This is a genomic window from Streptomyces niveiscabiei (assembly GCF_001419795.1).
Lineage (GTDB): Bacteria > Actinomycetota > Actinomycetes > Streptomycetales > Streptomycetaceae > Streptomyces > Streptomyces niveiscabiei.
Genome location: NZ_LIRL01000484.1, coordinates 1 through 806, shown reverse-complemented (window position 1 = coordinate 806; position 806 = coordinate 1). Strand labels below are relative to the sequence as shown.

The window sequence follows — 806 nt, the reverse complement described above, 5'->3', positions numbered from 1 at the left end:
CGGACCGCGCGGACGTCTTCGCGATGCCCTGCTCCGTGAGCGTCCGCAGCGCCCCCTCCAGCAGCTTGACCCGGGTCTCCCGCGAAGGACTCACGCGCGCACTTCCTCTCTCACCGGCCGCAGCCCGGCCCGTACCCCGCAGTCTCGTACGTCCGTGTACGACGCCCGGAACCACCCCTCGTACCCGAAGAGCGGCCCGAACCACCGGTTGACGACGCGGACTTGGATCCGGAAGACCCCGGCGGCCTCGTCGTACGACTCGCGGACTTCCGCGTCGGCGCCGATGAGTTGGGGCACCCGGACGTCCACGGGCCCTTCGCGGAACCGGTGTTGGCGGGAGCGGATGAGGAGGGAGCCGTCGGGTTCGGCGTGGAGGCGGAGGTCGGTGGCGAGGTGCTGGTGGGTGCCCAGGTAGTCGAGGATCGTGCCGTGGGGGCCGAGCACCATCTGCGCGTCGAACCGGTGTTGACGCGAGGGGAAGCTGAACGTCCGTACGAACGTGACGGTTTCACGGCCGTAGGAGTCGAGGTAGGGGACGTTCTCGATGACGAACGGGATGTCGCGTCCCGTGCGGGGGACGAGGATGTTGCGGGTCGTGCCGAGCGCGAGGAACGGCTTCACGAACGCGGGCCCGTGCCAGATACGGGACATGACGCCCCGGCCCGTGCACGCCTCGCCGCTCGCGAGGCCCACGGAGAAGCGCCGGCGCAGCTCGGGGTGGAGGCGGGAGAACGCGGCGTCCCCCATGGCCGTACGGAAGATGGAGGTCATCGCGGGGTCTCCAGGGCGCGCAGCAGACGGGGCGT

At 70.7% G+C, this 806-nt stretch carries 1 protein-coding gene and 1 pseudogene; both read right to left on the bottom strand.

Features of this window, described 5'->3' with window-relative positions:
- Window positions 1–142, bottom strand: a pseudogene (locus AOK24_RS52780) (TetR/AcrR family transcriptional regulator); the annotation flags it as partial.
- Window positions 91–771 carry a DUF4166 domain-containing protein gene (locus tag AOK24_RS23185; RefSeq protein WP_055721995.1) on the bottom strand — a complete coding sequence of 227 codons (681 nt, stop codon included), beginning with the start codon at window positions 769–771 and terminating at the stop codon, window positions 91–93. The gene AOK24_RS23185 and the pseudogene AOK24_RS52780, both read right to left, overlap by 52 nt.
- Window positions 772–806: the final 35 nt, after the last annotated feature.